Annotated in this window: 17 protein-coding genes; 14 read left to right on the top strand and 3 right to left on the bottom strand. The window is 59.5% G+C overall.

Going from position 1 to position 16,946, the window contains the following annotated elements; genetic code table 11:
- Positions 1-58 precede the first annotated feature (58 nt).
- Entirely contained in the window at positions 59-535 is a 477-nt protein-coding gene (locus ABD720_RS13000; RefSeq protein WP_344763758.1) for a rhodanese-like domain-containing protein, read from the top strand.
- Here the strand turns inward: ABD720_RS13000 and ABD720_RS12995 are convergent.
- Complete coding sequence (locus ABD720_RS12995) at positions 509-2,038, bottom strand: helicase HerA-like C-terminal domain-containing protein (RefSeq protein WP_344763757.1); 1,530 nt, start codon at positions 2,036-2,038, stop codon at positions 509-511. The genes ABD720_RS13000 and ABD720_RS12995 overlap by 27 nt on opposite strands.
- A 132-nt stretch (positions 2,039-2,170) precedes the next feature.
- On the opposite strand from ABD720_RS12995, the gene ABD720_RS12990 reads away from it, so the two are divergent.
- From ABD720_RS12990 to ABD720_RS12950, 9 genes are all read left to right on the top strand, one after another.
- Positions 2,171-2,896 (top strand): YebC/PmpR family DNA-binding transcriptional regulator, encoded by a 726-nt coding sequence (locus ABD720_RS12990; protein ID WP_344763756.1) that lies wholly within the window; start codon positions 2,171-2,173, stop codon positions 2,894-2,896.
- A gap of 185 nt (positions 2,897-3,081) precedes the next feature.
- The gene (purD, locus tag ABD720_RS12985; RefSeq protein WP_344763755.1) at positions 3,082-4,356 is read left to right on the top strand and encodes a phosphoribosylamine--glycine ligase; all 1,275 of its coding nucleotides are present in this window, start codon (positions 3,082-3,084) and stop codon (positions 4,354-4,356) included.
- A gap of 61 nt (positions 4,357-4,417) precedes the next feature.
- Positions 4,418-5,326: an oxygen-dependent coproporphyrinogen oxidase gene (gene hemF, locus ABD720_RS12980; RefSeq protein WP_344763754.1), complete on the top strand. Its 909-nt coding sequence runs from the start codon at positions 4,418-4,420 to the stop codon at positions 5,324-5,326.
- The gene (locus tag ABD720_RS12975) at positions 5,323-5,985 is read left to right on the top strand and encodes a nicotinate-nucleotide adenylyltransferase (RefSeq protein ID WP_344763753.1); all 663 of its coding nucleotides are present in this window, start codon (positions 5,323-5,325) and stop codon (positions 5,983-5,985) included. Before hemF ends, ABD720_RS12975 begins: the two co-directional genes overlap by 4 nt.
- A complete protein-coding gene (gene rsfS / locus ABD720_RS12970) occupies positions 5,986-6,657 on the top strand; it encodes a ribosome silencing factor (protein WP_344763752.1) in 672 nt (223 codons plus the stop codon).
- 13 nt (positions 6,658-6,670) lie between these two features.
- Complete coding sequence (rlmH, locus tag ABD720_RS12965) at positions 6,671-7,141, top strand: 23S rRNA (pseudouridine(1915)-N(3))-methyltransferase RlmH (protein WP_344763751.1); 471 nt, start codon at positions 6,671-6,673, stop codon at positions 7,139-7,141.
- A gap of 5 nt (positions 7,142-7,146) precedes the next feature.
- Positions 7,147-7,767, top strand: a complete 621-nt coding sequence (locus ABD720_RS12960) for a Maf family protein (protein WP_344763750.1) — start codon at positions 7,147-7,149, stop codon at positions 7,765-7,767.
- On the top strand, positions 7,764-9,227 hold the full coding sequence (rng, locus tag ABD720_RS12955; protein ID WP_344763749.1) for a ribonuclease G: 1,464 nt from the start codon (positions 7,764-7,766) through the stop codon (positions 9,225-9,227). Before ABD720_RS12960 ends, rng begins: the two co-directional genes overlap by 4 nt.
- Positions 9,228-9,322: 95 nt before the next feature.
- Positions 9,323-11,446, top strand: coding sequence for a methyl-accepting chemotaxis protein (locus ABD720_RS12950; RefSeq protein WP_344763748.1), 2,124 nt, complete (start codon positions 9,323-9,325; stop codon positions 11,444-11,446).
- A 129-nt stretch (positions 11,447-11,575) separates the two neighbouring features.
- Here the strand turns inward: ABD720_RS12950 and ABD720_RS12945 are convergent, their stop codons facing one another.
- Complete coding sequence (locus tag ABD720_RS12945) at positions 11,576-12,424, bottom strand: PhzF family phenazine biosynthesis protein (RefSeq protein WP_344763747.1); 849 nt, start codon at positions 12,422-12,424, stop codon at positions 11,576-11,578.
- A gap of 51 nt (positions 12,425-12,475) precedes the next feature.
- Complete coding sequence (purM, locus tag ABD720_RS12940; protein WP_344763746.1) at positions 12,476-13,519, bottom strand: phosphoribosylformylglycinamidine cyclo-ligase; 1,044 nt, start codon at positions 13,517-13,519, stop codon at positions 12,476-12,478.
- Between the two features lie 190 nt (positions 13,520-13,709).
- Here purM and hda point away from each other — a divergent pair, with 190 nt between their 5' ends.
- From hda to folK, 4 genes are read left to right on the top strand one after another with little or no spacing between them, the layout of a single operon-like run.
- Positions 13,710-14,408, top strand: coding sequence for a DnaA regulatory inactivator Hda (gene hda, locus ABD720_RS12935; RefSeq protein WP_344763763.1), 699 nt, complete (start codon positions 13,710-13,712; stop codon positions 14,406-14,408).
- Positions 14,405-15,088, top strand: coding sequence for a histidinol-phosphatase (locus tag ABD720_RS12930; RefSeq protein WP_344763745.1), 684 nt, complete (start codon positions 14,405-14,407; stop codon positions 15,086-15,088). Before hda ends, ABD720_RS12930 begins: the two co-directional genes overlap by 4 nt.
- Entirely contained in the window at positions 15,085-16,449 is a 1,365-nt protein-coding gene (pcnB, locus tag ABD720_RS12925; protein WP_344763744.1) for a polynucleotide adenylyltransferase PcnB, read from the top strand. The genes ABD720_RS12930 and pcnB overlap by 4 nt, the downstream gene beginning before the upstream one ends.
- Positions 16,446-16,931, top strand: coding sequence for a 2-amino-4-hydroxy-6-hydroxymethyldihydropteridine diphosphokinase (gene folK / locus ABD720_RS12920; protein ID WP_344763743.1), 486 nt, complete (start codon positions 16,446-16,448; stop codon positions 16,929-16,931). The genes pcnB and folK overlap by 4 nt, the downstream gene beginning before the upstream one ends.
- The last annotated feature ends 15 nt before the right edge of the window (positions 16,932-16,946 follow it).

Below are 16,946 nucleotides of genomic sequence, written 5' to 3'. Positions count from 1 at the left end.
ACCGCAGACCGCAGCCCGCAACCCCCGCGTCGCCGCGACCCGCAAAGCAACCTGACGCATGTTGGGCTTCGCAGCCCAGCCTACGGCCCTGGAGATGCTGAGCACCATGGGTGCCACTGCGTTGCTGGTCATCGGCGTGCTGCTGGGTTTGTTCATTCTGTACAAATACATCGAGCGACGTCGTCTGATGCGGGCACTGTTCATGGCGCGCATTTCGGTCAGCCAGTTACGCGAGATGATCGACGCCGGTCTGTCACCGGTGATCGTGGATGCACGCAGTCGGACCGCGCAGGAACTCGAAGCAGCCATCCCCGGTGCCATCCTGTACGGGCACACCGATCACGCGGCGGCGTTCGACAGCGTACCGCGCGACCGCGACATCATCGTCTACTGCAACTGCCCGAACGAAGCATCGGCAGCACTCATTGCACGCAAGTTGATTGGACACGGCTTTGTACGCGTGCGGCCGCTGGTCGGCGGCCTCGACGCCTGGCGCGAAGCCAGCGAACTACCGCTTGCCGCCCTTCAGGATTGATCCCAGCACGCCGCGAATAATCTCGCGACCGACCTGCGATCCGATCGACCGCACGGCCGACTTCATCATGGTTTCGACCATGCTGTCACTGCGCCGGGTCGGGCTTTTGCCACCGAATACGCCACCCAGCACATCCCTGAATGTGTCACCCATCGAGCCGCCAGCATCGGTCGGGGCAGGCTCGGGCGAAGGTGCCGGGGCAGGTGCCGGCGCGACCTGTTTGGCAGCAACTCGCCCCTTGATTTTTTCATAGGCAGACTCTCGGTCGACGGTCTTTTCGTAGACACCGGCAACCATCGAGTTCGTCATGAACGAACGGCGCTCTGCCTCGCTGACCGGTCCGATCTGGGATGCCGGTGGCACCACGAAGCCCCGCTCGACGATCGTCGGCCGACCTTTTTCATCGAGAAAGGAAATCAGCGCTTCGCCCACTTCGAGTTCGGTAATGACCTTGACGATATCGAGCTGCGGGTTGGCGCGAAAGGTTTCGGCAGCAGCCTGTACCGCTTTCTGGTCACGCGGTGTGTAGGCACGCAAGGCATGCTGGACCCGGTTGCCGAGCTGGCCCAGCACGCTGTCCGGAATATCCAGCGGATTCTGCGTGACGAAGTAGACGCCGACGCCTTTCGAGCGGATCAGGCGAACTACCTGTTCGATCTTTTGCAGCAGCGCTTTGGGTGCATCGGCGAACAGCAAATGGGCTTCATCGAAAAAGAATGCCAGTTTCGGTTTGTCGAGGTCGCCGACCTCCGGCAGATGCTCGTACAACTCCGACAGCAACCACAGCAGAAAGGTTGAATACAGCTGCGGCGCATTCATCAGTTTGTCTGCCGCCAGGATGTTGACGACGCCATGTCCGGCAGCGTCGGTCTGCAGCAAGTCGTCGATGTTGAGCATCGGCTCGCCAAAAAACTGGTCGCCGCCCTGCTCTTCGATACCGATCAGGCCGCGCTGGATGGCACCAATGCTGGCGGCAGAAATATTGCCGTATTCGGTCTGGAACGACGCCGCGTTTTCTCCCACATGCTGCAACATGGCGCGCAGATCCTTGATGTCGAGCAGCAGCAGGCCGTTGTCATCGGCAATCTTGAAGACCAGTTGCAATACGCCTTGCTGGGTATCGTTCAGGTTCAGCATGCGCGCCAGCAGCAAGGGCCCGAGATCGGAAATCGTCGCCCGTACCGGATGCCCCTTTTCACCGAACACATCCCAGAACGTGACTGGCACGCCGGCCCAGGTCGGCTCCGGCAAACCGAGCAGTGTCAGTCGCGCCTTGATCCGGTCGCTGTTGGTTCCAGGTCGGGCCAGGCCGGACAGGTCACCCTTCACATCGGCCATGAAGACCGGCACGCCGATACCCGACAAGGCTTGTGCCATGGCTTGCAAGGTCACGGTCTTGCCAGTGCCGGTGGCACCGGTAATGCAACCATGCCGGTTGGCCAGTGGCGGCAACAGGCACAGCGACATGGTGTCGTTCTTCGCAATCAGCAGGGGAGTTGACATGGGTGACAAGCTTTCTCAGAGGATTTTCACGGGGGCAGCATGGTAAAATTGTAGATTGATTTTGCGGCGACCAAGGATTAATTTTGCCCCGGTTACGTCGCTCAACACACACACTTGCAAGGGATCGTCGTCATGGCTGGACATAGCAAATGGGCCAATATCAAACACAAGAAGGCGGCCACCGATGCCAAGCGCGGCAAAGTATGGACCCGCTTAATCAAGGAAATCACGGTCGGTTCACGGCTCGGTGGCGGCGATATCGCCACCAACCCGCGCCTGCGCCTGGCCGTTGAAAAAGCCGCCGACGCAAATATGCCAAAAGACAATGTGCAACGCGCCATTGCACGCGGCACCGGCGGCCTCGATGGCGCCAGCTACGAAGAAATCCGCTACGAGGGATATGGCATCAACGGCGCGGCGATCATCGTCGAATGCATGACCGACAACAAGGTGCGCACCGTGGCCGAAGTGCGCCATGCGTTCTCCAAGTTTGGGGGCAACATGGGTGCCGAAGGCTCGGTGGCATTCCTGTTCCAGCATTGCGGCCAGTTCCTGTTTGCGCCGGGGACCAACGAAGATGCGTTGATGGAAGCCGCGCTTGAAGCCGGCGCCGAAGATGTACTTACCGACGACGAAGGCGGCATCGAAGTGCTGTGTCCGCCGCATGATTTTGGCAGCGTCAAGCAGGCCCTCGAAGCAGCCGGATTCAAGGCCGAAGTCGCCGACGTGGTGATGAAATCCTCGACCGAGACCGTGTTTATCGGTGACGATGCAATCAAGATGCAAAAATTGCTCGATGCCCTTGAGGATCTTGATGACGTACAAGAGGTCTACACGAACGCAATCATCGACGCCTGAAGCAGTACCACATAGTAAGTCCGCATCAGTGCGGTAACGAGTGCGCTTTCACCGCTTTGAGTAACGATTGAATGCTTGCATCACCACCAGAACCGGGCTGACGCCATCGCCATTGAAAGTACCTGACGCGGCGATCAGCACGGCACAGTTTTTTGCCATCGTTTTATTTACACATCGAACTTCACATGAAAATTCTGGTAGTCGGCTCAGGTGGCCGCGAACACGCCCTGGCATGGAAAATTGCGCAATCCGAACGGATTCAAATGGTCTACGTCGCGCCCGGTAACGGCGGCACCGCGCAGGATGGACGTCTGGTCAACCTGCCGATCAGCGATCCCACCGCGCTAGCGCAATTTGTCATCGACGAGCACATTGCATTGACCGTGGTTGGCCCGGAAGTCCCACTGGCGGCCGGCATCGTGAATCTGTTTCGCGCCCGCGGTCTGAAAATTTTCGGCCCGACCAAGGAAGCGGCACAACTCGAAAGCTCGAAGGATTTTGCCAAGACCTTCATGCAGCGCCACGGCATTCCGACCGCGCAATCGCAGACCTTTTCCGACAGCGCACTGGCCCATTCCTACATCGACCAGCAAGGCGCGCCGATCGTCATCAAGGCCGATGGACTGGCCGCTGGCAAAGGCGTGGTAGTGGCGATGCAAATCGACGAAGCGCATGCCGCAATCGACATGATGCTGTCCGATAACAAGCTCGGAGATGCCGGGGCGCGCGTAGTCATCGAAGAATTTCTGGTCGGAGAAGAAGCCAGTTTCATCGTCATGGTCGATGGCAAGAACATCCTGCCGCTCGCCACCAGCCAGGACCACAAGCGTCTGCAGGACGATGACGCCGGACCAAACACCGGCGGCATGGGCGCGTATTCGCCAGCCCCCATCGTGACCCCGGAATTGCATGCCCGCGTGATGCGCGAGATCATCATTCCTACCGTGCAGGGCATGGCCAAAGACGGCATCCCGTTTTCCGGCTTTCTGTACGCGGGGCTGATGATCGATGACGCCGGCAATGTCAAAACGCTGGAATTCAATTGCCGCATGGGCGACCCGGAAACCCAGCCGATCATGGCACGCCTGAAAACCGATCTGCTCACCGTCATGGAACACGCGGTCAATGGCACGCTCGACACCATCGAACTCGAATGGGATCGCCGCACCGCGCTCGGCGTCGTGATGGCGGCTGCCGGCTATCCGGATGCGCCGCGCAAGGGTGACGTCATCAGCGGCATTCCGGCCGAGACGCATGACTGCGTCACCTTCCACGCCGGCACCACGCTGGATCACGGAACGCTGACGGTGTCGGGCGGCCGCGTGTTGTGTGTTGTCGGGCTGGGCGACAGCGTCAAAATGGCACAGCGGTATGCGTACGAAGCACTGGACCAGATCCACTTTGATGGCGCGCAATTCCGGCGTGACATCGGCTGGCGTGCTCTCAAGCGACACGGCTAACCCGCGAACGACGCACGGGCCCGGGGTACAATCCGGGTCTGTTCATTTATCGCCGCATGCAATGACACCCTCTCCCGCCTCTCTGATCAAAACCTATCTGCTCGGACTGCAACAGCGCATCGTTGCCGGACTTGAAGCTATCGACGGCAAGACGTTTTCCACCGATGCCTGGGAGCGCCCGGAAGGCGGCGGCGGCATTTCGCGCATCATCGAAGAAGGCAATGTGTTCGAGCGCGGCGGCGTCGGTTTTTCGCATGTGACCGGCAAGAACCTGCCACCCTCGGCGGCCGCGAACCGGCCAGAAATTGCGGGTCGTGGCTGGGAAGCGATGGGCGTGTCATTGGTGCTGCATCCGCGCAATCCGAATGCGCCGACAGTGCACATGAATGTGCGCTTTTTCACGGCCACGGCCGAGGGTGAAGAACCGGTCTGGTGGTTTGGTGGCGGCATGGACCTGACGCCGTACTACGGCTTCGACGACGACGCACGGCACTTCCACCAGACCTGCCGCGACGCGCTGGCGCCCTTCGGTGACGACCTGCATCCGCGTTTCAAGCAATGGTGCGACGACTATTTTTATCTCAAGCACCGGCAGGAGCCGCGCGGCATCGGCGGCATTTTCTTTGATGATTTTCATGCACTGGGGCTGGAGCGCAGCAGCGCGATGATGCAAAGCGTAGGCGATCATTTCCTGGCGTCGTATGTGCCGATTCTGGAGCGGCGCAAGGATATGCCGTTCGATGAAACTCAGCGCGATTTCCAGGCGTATCGGCGCGGCCGCTATGTCGAGTTCAACCTGGTGTATGATCGCGGCACTTTGTTTGGCCTGCAATCGGGTGGTCGCACCGAATCCATCCTGATGTCGATGCCGCCAGTCGTCAAATGGCGCTACAACTGGTCGCCCTTGCCAGGTTCGGCGGAAGCCGCGCTCTATGAACGGTTCCTGGTGAAGCGCGACTGGTTAGCGTGAACGGCATCAAGCGCCGCTGCATCATCTTGCTGGGTGGCAGCTTTGATCCGGTACACTGCGGACATATTGCCCTGGCACGCTATTTTGTCAGTGTGCTCAAGCCCGACGAGTTACGTATTCTGCCCGCGGGAAACCCCTGGCAAAAAGCCGCACTGGGAGCCAGCGGCGCACAGCGGGTTGCAATGCTGGAACGGGCTTTCAAAAACCAGGACGTGCCTGTCGTGATCGACCAACGCGAACTGCAGGACCACAACCCGACTTACACCATCAAGTCTTTACGATCATTGCGCGCCGAACTTGGACCGGACGTCTCGCTGGTGTTCCTGATGGGAGCAGATCAGTTGCAGCGACTCGATACCTGGCAGGAGTGGCGTCGCTTGTTTGACTTTGCCCACGTGTGCGCTGCGGCGCGCCCGGGATTCGCAATGGATGGGCAACAGGTGCCGTCCGATATACGGCAGGCATTCGAACAACGCGCCGGTACGCCGGCGCAAATCCGTGACACGCCGCAAGGCATGACGTTTCTGGCCCCGGACCTGGCGGTGGCAATTTCGGCTACTGAAATTCGCGCTGCCCTGCTCCACGGGGAACCACCTGATTCGCTGGTTCCGCATGCGGTGCTGGACTATATTCAACAACATCATCTTTATAAAAGCTAAATGGACATTAAAACACTGCAAGCCCTCGTCATCGACGCGCTGGAAGACGTCAAAGCCCAGGAAATCAAGGTCTTCGACACCGTCCACCTGACTAGCCTGTTCGACCGCATCGTGGTCGCCTCGGGTACCTCGAACCGGCAAACCAAGGCACTGGCTGCCTCGGTGCGCGACAAGGTCAAGGAAAACGGCGGCACCATCCTGAGCGTCGAAGGCGAAACTACCGGCGAGTGGGTACTGGTCGATCTGGGCGACATGATCGTCCACATCATGCAACCGGCGATCCGCGCTTACTATCGCCTGGAAGAAATCTGGGGCGAAAAGGAAGTCAAGTTCGGCTCCGCCGTCCGGGTCTCGAAACGCACTGCCTCCGAGCCGGAAGAAGCACCGAAAAAAGTCGGTCGCCACCTGACTGCCACCCAGACCACGGTGGACGATGCGCCGAAAAAAGCCACCCGCAAACCTGCTGCGCGCAACGCCGATGGCACCACTCCGGCCAAGAAAAAACCGGCGGCCAAAAAACCAGTCGGCAAGACCATCAAGATCGCCGCAACCAAAAGCGCCACCACCGCTGCTGCCGCCAAAAAAGAACGCGTGATCAAAGAGAAAAAGATCGTCGCCGAACGCAGCGTCCCTGTAAAACGCGCACCGGCCAAAACCAAAGCAGCCGAGTAAGCGGGGCTACGCGATGCAGCTCATCATCGCGGCAGTCGGCCACAAGATGCCGGCATGGATCGCAACGGGTTTCGGCGAGTATGCCAAGCGCATGCCGCCGGAATGCCGGATCCACCTCAAGGAAATCAAACCGGTCGAGCGTTCCGGCAGCAAGACTGCCGAAACCGCCATGGCCCTAGAACGTACCCGCATCGAAGCAGCACTGCCGAAAGGCACACGCATCATCGCGCTGGACGAACACGGGCGTGATCTGACCTCGGTACAACTGTCGCAGCAACTGACCAGCTGGCAACAGGAGGGCCGCGATGTCGCTTTCGTGATTGGCGGCGCAGATGGCCTCGATCCGCACTTCAAAACCAGCGCCGACATGCTGCTGCGCATTTCCAGCCTGACGCTGCCGCATGGCATGGTGCGCGTGCTGCTGGCAGAGCAGCTGTACCGGGCCTGGTCCATCACCCAGAATCATCCCTACCACCGGGTCTGACTACCATGCGACCGACTGACCAGAAAATCTACCTGGCTTCAAAAAGTCCACGCCGCAGGGAGTTGCTGCGACAACTAGGCGTTGATTTCGAGTTGCTGCTGATGCGTGACCACAGCGGCCGTGTTCCCGATGTCACCGAAGCGCTCCATCCCGGCGAAGCGGCAGCCGATTATGTCTATCGCGTCACGCGCGAGAAAGCCGATGCCGCTATCCAGACAGTGCAGGTGCGCCGTTTGCCCATGCGAGTGATCCTGAGTGCGGACACGACCGTGGTGCTGGGCGATGTCATTCTGGGCAAGCCGGCCGACCAGGCCGAGGCAATCGCGATGCTGCGCGCGCTATCCGGCAAAAGCCATCAGGTATTGACCAGCGTCGCGGTGCGGCGCGATGCCGACATCTGGCAAATCACGCAGACCTCGGACGTCACATTCGCCACTTTGCCGGAAGAAACAATCCGGGCATACTGTGCTGGCAAGGAGCCCTACGACAAGGCCGGCGGCTATGGCATCCAGGGGTACGCGGCAAGCTTCATCGCACACATGGCAGGTAGTTACACAGGCATCATGGGCCTGCCACTTTTTGAAACAGCACAACTCTTGAAGCAGGCCGGCCTGCGACTGCCATGAACGAAGACATACTGATCAACATCACCCCTCAGGAAACCCGCGTTGCATTGATACTGCAAGGGTCGGTGCAAGAGCTGCATATCGAACGCACGCTGTCGCGCGGCATGGCGGGCAATATCTATCTGGGCAAGGTCGCCCGCGTGCTGCCCGGCATGCAATCGGCCTTCATCGACATCGGCCTGGAGCGCGCTGCGTTCCTGCACGTCGCCGATATCTGGGAAGCCCGCAGTCACGATGGCCCGGCTATGCCCCCGTTGCCGATCGAAAAGCTGCTGTTCGATGGCATGGCCGTCACGGTTCAGGTCATCAAGGACCCGATCGGCACCAAGGGTGCGCGGTTGTCGACCCAGATTTCGATCGCCGGCCGGATGCTGGTGTATCTGCCGCAGGATTCACATATCGGCATTTCGCAGCGGATCGAAAACGAACAGGAGCGCGAAGCGCTGCGCGGCAAGGTCCAGCGTTTGCTGCCGCCCGAAGAAAAAGGTGGCTTCATCATCCGCACCATGGCCGAGGATGCGTCCGAGGCCGACCTGCAGATGGATATCGACTATCTGCGCAAGACCTGGTCGACCATCTCTGCCAGCGCCAAAAGCAAACCACCGACCTCGCTGCTGCATCAGGACCTGAGCCTGGCGCAGCGGGTCTTGCGTGACTTTGTGGGCGACAATACCGCGACCATCCAGGTCGATTCACGCGAGAATTTTTTGATGCTGCAGGCCTTCGGCACCAATTACACGCCGTCGGTACTGACCCGGCTGAGCCACTACACTGGCGAGCGTCCGCTGTTCGATCTGTATGGCGTCGAAGAAGAAATCCAGCGCGCGCTGGGACGGCGTGTCGATCTGAAATCCGGTGGTTACCTGATCGTCGACCAGACCGAGGCCATGACCACCATCGACGTCAATACCGGCAGCTATGTCAACGGCCGCAATTTTGACGATACGATCTTCAAAACCAATCTGGAAGCCGCGCAAGCGATCGCCCGCCAACTGCGATTGCGCAATCTGGGCGGCATCATCATCCTCGATTTCATCGACATGGAAAACACCGAGCATCGCAGCGCGGTGCTGAGCGAGCTGCACAAGGCACTGGCGCGCGACCGCACCAAGATGTCGGTGTCGGGATTCTCTGCACTCGGCCTGGTCGAAATGACGCGCAAGCGCACCCGCGAATCGCTGGCCCGCATCCTGTGCGAAACCTGCCCGGCCTGCAGCGGTCGCGGCCAGGTCAAGACGGCCCGCACCATTTGCTACGAAATTCTGCGCGAACTGCTGCGTGAAGCCAAGCAGTTCAACCCGCGCGAGTTCCGCATTCTGGCGTCACAACTGGTGGTGGATATGTTTCTGGAAGAAGAATCACAGCATCTGGCCTTGCTGGGCGACTTCATCCGCAAGCCGATTTCGCTGCAGGTCGAATCGATTTATCAGCAGGAACAGTACGACATTATTCTGATGTAACGCAGTGTATCGAGATATTCATGATTGTTTCTCTGTATCATCATTTACAATCTGTCGCCTTCGTTGTCACGCCTCTTTTTCAGGAATAAGAATCCATGTCTGCACTTTCGAATCGCTTTGACAAACTGGGCATCGGCACCAAACTGGCCCTCTCCACTTTTATCCTGACCGGCGTAATCTTCGCCGTCTACGCGTGGTCCATCGGCTATTCCACATCGCGTCTTGCTGAAGAACGCGCCACCGATGAAATCGGTATCCAGACTACCTCGCTGATCAACATGATCGACATGTTTGACAAGGCTGTCACGGATGAGGCGGTCAGGTCGGGAAAAATGTTTGCAAGCAATTTCCCGGCAGGATTCACACTCGATACCAGTCGCAGCATCGATGTCTCGGGCAAACCAACGCCCGTGCTCAAAACTGGTGACGATGACCTGAACATGAATTTCAACGTGCCGGATAAATTCACCAGTACGAGCGGTGTTCCGGCAACCATTTTTGTCAAGAGTGGCAGCGATTTCATTCGTATCTCGACCTCACTGAAAAAAGAAAATGGCGACCGCGCAATCGGCACCGTGCTGGACCGCGCCAGTCCGGCGTATGCGCTGCTCAGTGCGGGCCAGTCGTATTCCGGAATCACCACACTGTTCGGCAAGGATTACATCACCAGCTATGATCCGATTCGCGACAGCAGCGGCGCCGTCATCGGCGTGCTGTTTGTCGGTGTGGATATTGGCGCACCGATGACCGTCCTGAAAGACAAGATCAAAGCGATCAAGGTTGGCAAGACCGGCTATTTTTACGTCCTCAATGCCAAGCCGGGTCCGGACTTTGGCAAGCTGCTGGTGCATCCCACTCTGCAAGGGAAAATCCTGCTCGACCTGAAGGATGACGCTGGTCGTCCTTTCATCAAGGAAATGCTGGAGCAGAAAAAAGGCGAGACCCGCTATCCGTGGATGAACAAGGAACTCGGCGACTCCCGTCCGTCCGAAAAAATAGTCAAATTCGAGCTGTATCCCCGTTGGAACTGGATGGTGGCAGGTGGCTCTTATACCCGCGAGTTCACCGAAGAAGTCGTGGCATTGCGCAATCTGTATGCCGTCTTCGCCGTAATCGCGGTGTTCACCCTGGTCGGCCTGCTGTTCTTGCTGATACGGTCAATGGTGCTCAGGCCGTTGCATCTGGCTACGGAAGCAGCACAGCGCCTTGCTACCGGCGACCTGACCGTGGCTGTGAAAGTCGATCGTTCCGATGAAATTGGCGTACTCCTGCGCGCCATGAACGGCATCAGCGAAGGCCTCAGTAACGTCATTGCGCAGGTGCGTGATGCCACCGTCCAGATTAACGTGTCCTCCAGCGAGATCGCCACCGGCAACGCCGACCTGTCGGCCCGTACCGAATCCCAGGCCAGCTCGCTGGAAGAAACCTCCAGCGCCATGGAGCAACTGGCTTCCACCGTCAAACAGAATGCAGACAATGCCCGTCAGGCCAACCAGCTGGTCCAGACCGCATCCGACATCGCCCTCAAGGGTGGCCGCACCGTGGCCGATGTAGTCACCACGATGGGCGACATCAAGTCCAGCTCGGGCAAGATTGTCGACATCATCGGTGTCATCGACGGTATCGCATTCCAGACCAACATCCTCGCCCTGAACGCAGCCGTCGAAGCCGCCCGCGCCGGCGAGCAGGGCCGCGGCTTTGCTGTCGTCGCCTCCGAAGTGCGTAGTTTGGCGCAGCGCTCGGCCAGCGCAGCCAAGGAGATCAAGGCTCTGATTACCGACTCGGTCGACAAGGTCGATACCGGCAGCAAGCTGGTCGATGAAGCAGGAAAAACCATGCAGGACATTGTCACCTCGGTGCGCCAGGTCACCGACATCATGTCCGAGATTACTGCCGCAAGCAGCGAACAAAGTACCGGCATCGACCACATCAACCAGGCCGTCGTGCAGATCGACGAAATGACGCAGCAGAATGCCGCGCTGGTCGAGGAAGCGTCTGCCGCCGCACTGAGCATGACCGAGCAGGCGCGCCAACTAGGCCTGCTGGTGGAGACCTTCAAGATCGATGGACACGCTGCGTCAATAACACCGGCAAGGACAATCACGCCTGCGGTGCCTGCCAGAAAAACTGTGCCGGCGTTGAGTACCAGAACGGCCGCGGTTGCCCAGCGCAAGCCGTCGGCCAAACCCATTGCGAGCGATGACTGGGAAGAGTTTTAATCGCTGTAGTCTGGTCCCCGTTTGCCGTACGGCTCAGCGGGTGGTCGGCTACCGATCAGCTTGCGGTTCGCAGATAGTCTTATTCGCCAGCCTGCACCGATAGAGCGTCAAAAAGTACAGCGTGTCGAATCAGAAGCTGCTGACCCCTGAAAATAACGTGATGGTAGTACCGCCAATCCAGACCGCACCAGCCGTATCGGCCGTCACATGAATCCGTCCGGTCCGGCCAAGCCGGTTCCCCTGCGAAGCAAAGTACGGTGCTACGGCACGGCCACTTGCAATCAGCCACTGCGCCACTGATGCATTGAGACTGCCGGTCACGGGATCTTCTCTCACGGCACCATGATGGTCTGTCAGGAAGGCACGCAACTCGAACGCGGCATCGCTACCCGCCGGATGCGGACCGACCACGCCGAGGTCCAGCCGCGTCGGATAATCCCGCTGCGGTTCGAGCGCCAAAACAGCATCGGCCGAATCCAATAACACAGCCATCCAGCCCGGCCCGTTATCGACCCACTGCGCATCAACGATGGCGGTGCGATCAATCCGTAAAAAACGCGCCATCTCCAGCAACGCCGGCTCGTCGACCGGTCCATTGCGCAACAGCGGCGGCGCAGCGAACGCCAGCGTCGAGGCGTTGCGCCGGATCGGGATCAATCCTGCGCCACATTCCTGAATGATCTCCAGTGCATCACGGGGCTTACCACCACCAGACAGCCAGGCATGACAGCCGCCCAGCGTCGGATGGCCGGCAAAAGGCATTTCACGATCCAGGGTAAAAATACGCAAGCGGTAGTCGGCAAGCGGATTATCCGGCGTCAGCAGGAACGCGGTTTCGGACAAGTTCAGCCAGCGCGTGATGGCCAGCATCTGTTCGGTGGTGAGATCGTCGGCATCGAACACGACGGCCAGCGGATTGCCCGAAAAAGGCTGCTCGCTGAAGACGTCGACCAACTGGAAACGATGATTCGTGGACAAAGCGCCGCCTTTCTTAGCGCGGCAGATTGGGCGACCTGCCGTCAACTACGATTACTCGACCTGCGTCTGATGCTCGCCATCCTGGCGCTCGCGGACCACGCCGATGCGCGAGACGGTCTCGCCGGCGGCAGTCAATTGCGCCATCGCTGCATCAGCATCTCCTTTGGCGACAATGACGACCATGCCGATACCGCAGTTGAACACGCGGTGCATCTCGGCGTCAGCGACGTTGCCGTGCATTTGCAACCAGCTGAACAGCGGTGGCATGACCCATGAATCCTTTTGCAACACGACCGTCAGGTGGCTCTGCAGGACGCGCGGCACATTCTCGACCAGGCCACCGCCGGTAATGTGGACCATGCCCTTGATGTCCATCGATGCCATCAGCGCCAGCAACGGCTTGACGTAAATCCGCGTGGGCTCCATGAGCGTATCGGCCAGGCTGCGGCCATGGAAATCGGCATCCATATCCGGCTTGGCCATCGCGATGATCTTGCGTACCAGCGAGTAGCCGTTCGAATGCGCACCGCTCGACGCCAGACCCAGCACTACGTCGCCCGGCTTGATCTTGCTGCCATCGATGATTTTTGATTTTTCGACTGCGCCGACAGCAAAGCCGGCCAGGTCATATTCACCATCCGGATACATGCTCGGCATTTCAGCGGTTTCGCCGCCGATCAGGGCGCAACCGGCTTGCTCGCAGCCTTGAGCGATGCCCTTGATGACATCGGTGGCGGTCGGCACATCAAGCTTGCCGCAGGCAAAATAATCGAGGAAGAATAGCGGTTCGGCACCCTGGACCAGGATGTCGTTGACGCTCATGGCAACCAGGTCGATGCCGACCGTGTCGTGCCGATTGAGGTGGAAAGCCAGCTTGAGTTTGGTACCAACGCCATCGGTACCCGAGACCAGAACCGGCTCCTTGAATTTCTTGCTGACTTCGAACATGGCACCGAAACCGCCGATACCGGCCAGCACGCCTTCGCGGGCAGTACGTTTGGCGAAGGGCTTGATCGCTTCGACCAGCGCATCGCCGGCATCCATGTCAACACCCGCATCGCGGTAGGAAAGAGAAACGTTTGCAGGGGAAGTCATGATGTGATTGGCAGCAGAGGCAGTAAAATAGCGGGTTGAGACGAAGGCAACGCAGTGTCACTGCCTTCAACGAAGTCGCCATTTTAACAAACCGGGCCATCACGCTCCCTAGTTACTGTCATTTTCTTTCACACTGGACAATCTGCACGTCATGACCGTTTCTTCCGACCCGATTCCCTACTGTCCGCCGATGCGGCAAATGCTGCTCGATCTGCCCGGTGAGAAACCGCAAAACCTCGACAATTTCGAACCCGGCCGCAATGCCGAATTGCTGGCACTGCTGAGCCAGCATGCGTATGGCGACAAACTGCCACTGAGCGAACGCTTCGTGTATTGCTGGGGCGAAGCCGGCGCCGGCAAAACCCATCTGCTGCATGCACTGGTCAGTAGCGGCGGTACGCGACTGCTGACGCCGAACTCGCCGCCGTCGGCATTCATCCATGCACCGGACATCAGCCTGTACCTGCTCGATGATTGCGAACGACTGTCCGACGACATGCAGATTGCCGCCTTCGCGCTGTTCAACCAGATTCGCGAACACGGCGGCGCGCTGATTTCCAGCGGTGCCTTGCCGCCAGCCCGCCTGGCGCTACGCGAAGACTTGCGTACGCGGCTCGGCTGGGGCCTGATTTATCAGGTACACGGCCTGACCGACGACGAAAAAATTGCCGCGCTGACGCAGGCCGCAAAGACCCGCGGTTTTACGCTGGCAACCGGCGTGTTACCCTACCTAATCACTCACTTTCGGCGCGACATGCGCTCACTTTCCGCGATGCTCGACGACCTGGACCAATATTCTCTGGAAACCAAACGGCCCGTGACATTACCGCTGCTGCGCGAACTGCTGCAACGCGAATCGCACGATCAGGAAGGGTCCCAATCATCATGAGTAAACTGGCCATCTTTGATCTCGATCACACTCTGCTGCCGCTCGATTCCGATTACGAATGGGGTCAGTTCATTTGCCGTATCGGCGCCATCGATGCGGCGGCCTTTGAAGTGCGCAACGCCGCGTTCTATCTGCAATACCAGAACGGCACGCTGGACCCGCTCGAATACCTCGAATTCGCTTTCGGCACACTGGCGCGCTTTCCGCGCACCGAGCTCGATGCGTGGCATCAGCAATTCATGCACGAAGTCATCCTCCCGGCGATCCGGCCAGAGGCTGTAGCCCTGGTCAAGCGACATCAGGATGACGGTGACGAAACCCTGATCATCACTGCCACCAATCGCTTCATCACCGCGCCCATCGCGCACGCATTCGGCATCGCCAATCTGATCGCGGCAGAGCCGGAACTGGACCACGCCGGTGACTTCACCGGCAAATCCCGTGGCACGCCACCGTTCGGACCCGGCAAGGTCACCAATCTGAACGCGTGGCTGGCGGCGCAGGACCAGCGTCTGGAGGATTTCGGTGCGAGCTACTTTTACAGCGACTCGCAAAACGATATTCCGCTGTTGTCGATCGTGACCCATCCGGTGGCAACGAACCCCAACGACCTGCTGGCAGCGCATGCGCGCGCGCAGGGCTGGCCTACCCTCGACCTCTTCAATAATCAACACCAATGATCGAAAAATTCTTTCGCCGTATCCTCGGCAGCAAATCCAAACCGATAGACCGGACCAAGCCGGTCGTGCTGGGACCGACAGAACACAAGATCGATCCGAAGCTGGTGTCGTCGAACGCAATCCGTGTCACGCAAAGCCTGCAACAGGCCGGCTTCAAGGCCTTTCTGGTCGGTGGCGCGGTGCGCGACCTGCTGCTCGGAATCAAGCCGAAGGACTTCGACATTGCCACCAATGCCACGCCGGAGCAGGTCAAAAAATTATTCCGGCGCGCCTTCATCATTGGTCGCCGGTTCCAGATCGTGCATGTGATGTTTGGCCAGGATTTGCTGGAAGTGACGACCTTCCGTGGCGCCTCGATGGAAGAAGCGCCGAAAGACGAACATGGCCGCGTGCTGCGCGATAACACCTTCGGCGAACAGCACGAAGATGCAGTGCGGCGCGACTTCACGATCAACGCGATGTACTACGATCCCGAGACCCAGACCGTGCTCGATTATCACGGCGGCATGGCCGATATCCGCAACAAGACACTGCGCATCATCGGCGTGCCGGAAGCGCGCTTTCGCGAAGACCCGGTGCGCCTGCTGCGCGTGGTGCGCTTCGCGGCCAAGCTGGGTTTCACGATTGATCCGGCAACCAGTGCACCGATGAAGATCATGGCACCGCTGATCAACAACGTGCCGGCCGCGCGCGTGTTCGACGAAATGCTGAAACTGCTGATGAGCGGCCAGGCGCTGGCCTGCCTGCAGCGCTTGCGCAAGGAAGGCCTGCACCACGGCCTGCTGCCCTTGCTCGACGTGGTCATGGAACAGCCGCTCGGCGAAAAGTTCGTGCGCCTGGCACTGGCCAGTACCGACGCCCGCATCCAGCAAGGCAAGCCGGTCTCGCCCGGCTTTCTGTTTGCGTCACTGCTGTGGCATCAGGTGCTGGAAAAATGGGCTGCCTATCAAGCCGCAGGTGAAGCGTCGATCCCGGCGTTGCACCTGGCGGCTGACGATGTGCTCGACAGCCAGATCGAAAAGCTGGCACTGCAACGCAAGATCGCCTCGGACATGCGCGACATCTGGGCCATGCAACCGCGCTTCGAACGTCGCACCGGCAAGGGCCCTTACAAATTGCTCGAAAACCTACGCCTGCGAGCCGGCTACGACTTCATGCTGCTGCGCTGTGCGTCCGGCGAAATCGATACCGAACTCGGCGAATGGTGGACGGCCTTCATGGAAGGTGACGGCCCCGAACGTGAAGTGCTCCTCACGCAAAAACCGAAAACCGCCGCATCCGCCGGCGCGCCAAAAGGTGCACGGCGACGTGGCGGACGCGGCCGTGTCAAGCCCGACGGTGACAGCGGAGCCAGCGAGTGACAGACTGCACGGTGACTGCCTACATCGGCCTCGGTGCAAACCTGGGCGATGCGCAGGACACGGTACAGCGCGCATTGCTGGCGCTGGCAGCGCTACCCGCCACACGGCTCACGCTGCAATCGAGCCTGTTCCGGACGGCCCCGATCGAGGCTGCCGGTGACGATTTCGTCAATGCAGTCGCACAGCTGTCCACCACGCTCGGCGCGCATGCCTTGCTGGAGAACATGCAGCAGATCGAACAGTCTTTCGGACGTGAACGGGCGTACCGGAACGCACCGCGCACGCTGGATCTCGATTTGCTGTTGTACGGCACCGAGTGCATCGATACTGCCACGCTGACGGTGCCGCATCCACGCATGACCGAACGGGCTTTCACGCTGATTCCGCTGTTGCAGCTCGATCCGCTGATCGAGATTCCGGGTTGTGGTGCAGCGCATCGTTTTGTGCCCGGGGTTGCGGGGCAAGCGATTCAAAAGATGTAGCATCGACGAGGCCGG

The sequence above is a fragment of the Actimicrobium antarcticum genome (genome assembly GCF_039536745.1).
Taxonomy (GTDB): domain Bacteria; phylum Pseudomonadota; class Gammaproteobacteria; order Burkholderiales; family Burkholderiaceae_D; genus Actimicrobium; species Actimicrobium antarcticum.
This window is presented reverse-complemented; position numbering and strand designations above follow the sequence as displayed.

What these genes read in the sequence shown, in the direction of transcription:
- purM (WP_344763746.1), bottom strand. Translation starts at nt 13,519, where the DNA reads ATGACTTCCCCTGCAAACGTTTCTCTTTCCTACCGCGATGCGGGTGTT.
- pcnB (WP_344763744.1), top strand. Translation starts at nt 15,085, where the DNA reads ATGATCGAAAAATTCTTTCGCCGTATCCTCGGCAGCAAATCCAAACCG.
- rlmH (WP_344763751.1), top strand. Translation starts at nt 6,671, where the DNA reads ATGCAGCTCATCATCGCGGCAGTCGGCCACAAGATGCCGGCATGGATC.
- ABD720_RS12950 (WP_344763748.1), top strand. Translation starts at nt 9,323, where the DNA reads ATGTCTGCACTTTCGAATCGCTTTGACAAACTGGGCATCGGCACCAAA.
- rsfS (WP_344763752.1), top strand. Translation starts at nt 5,986, where the DNA reads ATGGACATTAAAACACTGCAAGCCCTCGTCATCGACGCGCTGGAAGAC.
- hda (WP_344763763.1), top strand. Translation starts at nt 13,710, where the DNA reads ATGCGGCAAATGCTGCTCGATCTGCCCGGTGAGAAACCGCAAAACCTC.
- ABD720_RS12930 (WP_344763745.1), top strand. Translation starts at nt 14,405, where the DNA reads ATGAGTAAACTGGCCATCTTTGATCTCGATCACACTCTGCTGCCGCTC.
- ABD720_RS12995 (WP_344763757.1), bottom strand. Translation starts at nt 2,038, where the DNA reads ATGTCAACTCCCCTGCTGATTGCGAAGAACGACACCATGTCGCTGTGC.
- purD (WP_344763755.1), top strand. Translation starts at nt 3,082, where the DNA reads ATGAAAATTCTGGTAGTCGGCTCAGGTGGCCGCGAACACGCCCTGGCA.
- rng (WP_344763749.1), top strand. Translation starts at nt 7,764, where the DNA reads ATGAACGAAGACATACTGATCAACATCACCCCTCAGGAAACCCGCGTT.
- ABD720_RS12960 (WP_344763750.1), top strand. Translation starts at nt 7,147, where the DNA reads ATGCGACCGACTGACCAGAAAATCTACCTGGCTTCAAAAAGTCCACGC.
- ABD720_RS12990 (WP_344763756.1), top strand. Translation starts at nt 2,171, where the DNA reads ATGGCTGGACATAGCAAATGGGCCAATATCAAACACAAGAAGGCGGCC.
- ABD720_RS13000 (WP_344763758.1), top strand. Translation starts at nt 59, where the DNA reads ATGTTGGGCTTCGCAGCCCAGCCTACGGCCCTGGAGATGCTGAGCACC.
- hemF (WP_344763754.1), top strand. Translation starts at nt 4,418, where the DNA reads ATGACACCCTCTCCCGCCTCTCTGATCAAAACCTATCTGCTCGGACTG.